The organism is Streptomyces sp. CNQ085 (genome assembly GCF_022614595.1).
GTDB lineage: Bacteria > Actinomycetota > Actinomycetes > Streptomycetales > Streptomycetaceae > Streptomyces.
In genome coordinates this window covers 3,749-7,219 of sequence record NZ_JAJFAU010000194.1, presented here as the reverse complement: position 1 = coordinate 7,219, position 3,471 = coordinate 3,749, and the positions used below count along the sequence as shown (strand labels likewise).

Sequence of the window (3,471 nt, the reverse complement as noted above, 5' to 3'; positions counted from 1 at the left end):
CCCTGCCGGGCGCCACGGTGACCGGCGGCGGCGAGCACCCGGCCGAGGTGCGGGTGTTCCCGCCCGTACCGCTGGACGGCTGGCCGAAGGACCTGGCCCGCCTCCAGGTCTCCGGCACCGAGCTGGAGGATCCCGTACCGCCCGCCGAGCCGGAGCGGGGCACACCCGTGCTCTGGCTCAACCCGGAACTGGAGATGTCCGCGGGCAAGGCGATGGCCCAGGCCGGGCACGGCGCCCAGCTCGCCTGGTGGGCGCTGGACGGCGCGGCGCGGGCCGCCTGGCGCACGGCCGGCTTCCCGCTCGCTGTCCGCGTCGCCCCGCGCGGGCGGTGGGAGCGGCTGACGGAGTCGGGCCTGCCGGTGGTGCGCGACGCGGGCTTCACCGAGATCGCCCCGGGCTCGGCCACGGTCGTGGCCGAGCACCCGGCGCTCCCGGTACTGCGCGGCTGAGGGGGCCTCGGCGGCTGCCGCGGCCGGGAGGGCCTACTGCCCGCCCTCGGAGGTCTCTCCCTCCCCGCTCTCGCCGTCCCGCTTGCCCGCGCCCCACTCCCGCGTCCTGCGCTCCCGCTCCATCCGCCGCCGCAGCGCGGCGGGCGGGCCGGTGAGTTCGGGGAAGTCCGTCCGCATGGCGCGGACCAGCGCGTACATCATCAAAAACGCCAGAATGAAGAACGGCAGGCCGAGCACCGTGATCACCTCGGCGAGCGCGTCCAGGCCGCTCTTGCCGGTGGCCGCGATCAGCGTCCCCGCGACCACGCCCTCGGTGATAGCCCAGAACACCCGCTGCCGCGTCGGCCCGCCCTCCTCCCGCTGTCCGGCGCTGAGCATGTCCACCACCAGGGACGCCGAGTCCGAGGAGGTGGTGAAGAAGATGACCACGATCAGCACCGAGAGGGCCGAGACGAAGGTGGTGAGCGGGTAGTTCTCCAGGAAGGTGAAGAGCGCGCCGGGGATGTCGCCCTCCTCGACCACGTCCCGCACCAGCCCGCCGGCGCCGTTCATCTCGATGTCGATGGCGGACAGCCCGAAGACGCTGAACCACACGATGGTGAAGGCCGTGGGCAGCGCGAGCACGCCGAGGACGAACTCGCGGATCGTGCGGCCCCTGGAGATGCGGGCGATGAAGATGCCCACGAACGGCGACCAGGTGATCGTCCAGGCCCAGTAGAACACCGTCCAGGTGCCCTGCCATCCGGTGTTGGCGAAGGTGTCGTTCCAGAAGGCCAGCGAGACCAGCGAGGACAGGTAGACGCCGACGTTCTCGATGATCCCCTTGGCCAGGAACAGCGTCGCCCCGGTGGCGAGCACGAAGAGCATCAGCCCGATGGCCATGACGATGTTGATGTTCGACAGCCGCCTGATGCCCTTGTCCAGGCCGTAGACCACCGAGGCGGTGGCGATGGCGGTGATCACGGTGATCAGCAGGACCTGGGTCAGCGAGTTCTCCGGCAGGCCGAACAGCCGCGCCAGTCCGCTGTTGATCTGCATCGTCCCCAGACCGATGGAGACCGCGACGCCGAAGAGCGTGCCCATCACCGCCGCGATGTCCACGATGCGGCCCGTGGTGCCGTACACCCGGTCCCCCAGCAGGGGGTACAGCACCGAGCTGACCCGGAACGGCATCCCGCGCACGTAGACGAAGTAGGCGAACGTCAGCGACGGCAGGCAGAAGATCGACCAGGTGTGCAGGCCGAAGTGGTACAGCGAGTAGGCCATCGCCATCCGGGCGGCCTCGGTGCTCTCCGGCTCGACACCCTGCTGGGGCGGCTCGGCGAAGTGGCTGATCGGCTCGGCCACGCCCCAGAACATCAGGATCGTGCCGATCCCGGCGGCGAACAGCATCGCGAACCAGGTCCGCGTGCTGTACTCCGGACGGTCGTCCTGGGCGCCCAGTCGGATGTGGCCGTAACGGCTGACGGCGATCCAGAGCAGGTAGACCAGGAAGGTCGTCACGCCCAGGATGTAGAACCAGCCCAGTTGGGTGAGCAGCCAGTCCGAGGCCGTGGCGAAGATCCGGTCCACCTGCTCCGTCAGCGAGATCGCCGCGACCACGAACAGCACGGTGAGCCCGGCGGAGGTGAAGAAGATGACCGGATCCGTACGGAGCCCCAGTAGGCGCTGCAACTTTTCCAGCATGTACCTCTCCCTGGAGGACTGGTCCGATTTTCGTCGTTTTCCGTTCCGATGCGGGCACGACACACGGGCGCCGGCCGCGAACGGACCGGGCGGGCGGGTTCGCGCGGGAGCGCGCCCGGCTTCTCGGCACCGGTCGGGCGCAGGCTCGTCGCGTCGCGCTCAGCACTTCGGAAGGTTTCCGGAAATTTTGAAGGCGATATCTTTCTTGTTGACGCCAGATCCAGGGTTCCTTCACCCCGACCTGACGAACGAGAGTCACAACCCCTGTTCGACCAGGAGTGACTCTTCTTCGCCAAAGATCCAACAGGGCGCCAACTCTCGTAAAACTTCCGGGAACTGTTGACAACTCAGAGGCGTCGGACGAACCTATCGGCATCGGCAGGCCCCACCGCTGTCGAGCCGGGTCACCCGCCGTGGCCCGGACCCTCCGGTCGCCACCCCCACGACGACCGGCATCCCCCCCACCGTCGTCGACACGGCGCCGGCGCGCGGTGGCCCCCACCGCCGCCGACGGTACGCCGGATCGTGTCGCGCTGCCCGGCCCCAGGGCCGGCCTTCGCGAGGAGGAAGCGAAGCATGGACAGGAACGACGCCCCCACCCCCAAGCCGATGAGCCGCAGGGGCTTCGTCGGCCGCGCCGGCGCCCTGGCGGTCGCCACCTCCGGGCTGGTGCTGCCGGGCACCGGCACCGCCCACGCCCAGACCGTCACCTCGAACCAGACGGGCTACCACAACGGCTACTACTACTCGTTCTGGACCGACGCCCCGGGAACGGTCTCCATGACCATGGGCTCCGGCGGCGACTACAGCACCTCGTGGCGCGACACCGGCAACTTCGTCTGCGGCAAGGGCTGGGGCAACGGCGGCCGCCGGACCGTGCGCTACTGGGGCAGCTTCCACCCGTCCGGCAACGGCTACCTGTGCCTGTACGGCTGGACGTCGAACCCGCTGGTGGAGTACTACATCGTCGACAACTGGGGCACCTACCGGCCCACGGGGGAGTACCGGGGCACGGTCAGCACCGACGGCGGCACGTACGACATCTACAAGACCACCCGCTACAACGCCCCCTCCGTCGAGGGCACCAGGACCTTCGACCAGTACTGGAGCGTCCGCCGGCAGAAGAAGACCGGCGGCGCCATCACCACCGGCAACCACTTCGACGCCTGGTCCCGGGCCGGGATGCGGATGGGCAGCTTCAACTACTACATGATCATGGCCACCGAGGGCTACCGGAGCAGCGGCAGCTCCGACATCAACGTGAGCTGACGGCGGCGCCCCGGCCGAGCCGGGGTTCACGCGGGAGCCGCACCCGTGGCGCGGCGGCGAAGGCCGC

Annotated in this window: 3 protein-coding genes; 2 read left to right on the top strand and 1 reads right to left on the bottom strand. The window is 69.7% G+C overall.

Going from position 1 to position 3,471, the window contains the following annotated elements:
• Window positions 1-449 (top strand): peptidyl-tRNA hydrolase (locus LJ221_RS22340; protein ID WP_302852058.1); only part of this gene is annotated, 449 nt, incomplete at its 5' end.
• A gap of 33 nt (window positions 450-482) precedes the next feature.
• On the opposite strand, the gene LJ221_RS22335 is transcribed toward LJ221_RS22340, so the two are convergent.
• Complete coding sequence (locus LJ221_RS22335) at window positions 483-2,135, bottom strand: BCCT family transporter (protein WP_241718515.1); 1,653 nt, start codon at window positions 2,133-2,135, stop codon at window positions 483-485.
• A 576-nt stretch (window positions 2,136-2,711) separates the two neighbouring features.
• On the opposite strand from LJ221_RS22335, the gene LJ221_RS22330 reads away from it, so the two are divergent.
• Window positions 2,712-3,404, top strand: coding sequence for a glycoside hydrolase family 11 protein (locus LJ221_RS22330; protein ID WP_241718514.1), 693 nt, complete (start codon window positions 2,712-2,714; stop codon window positions 3,402-3,404).
• The last annotated feature ends 67 nt before the right edge of the window (window positions 3,405-3,471 follow it).

Bases quoted from the DNA above. Each gene is read 5' to 3' on its own strand.
- LJ221_RS22335 (WP_241718515.1), bottom strand. From the start codon at position 2,135: ATGCTGGAAAAGTTGCAGCGCCTACTGGGGCTCCGTACGGATCCGGTC.
- LJ221_RS22330 (WP_241718514.1), top strand. From the start codon at position 2,712: ATGGACAGGAACGACGCCCCCACCCCCAAGCCGATGAGCCGCAGGGGC.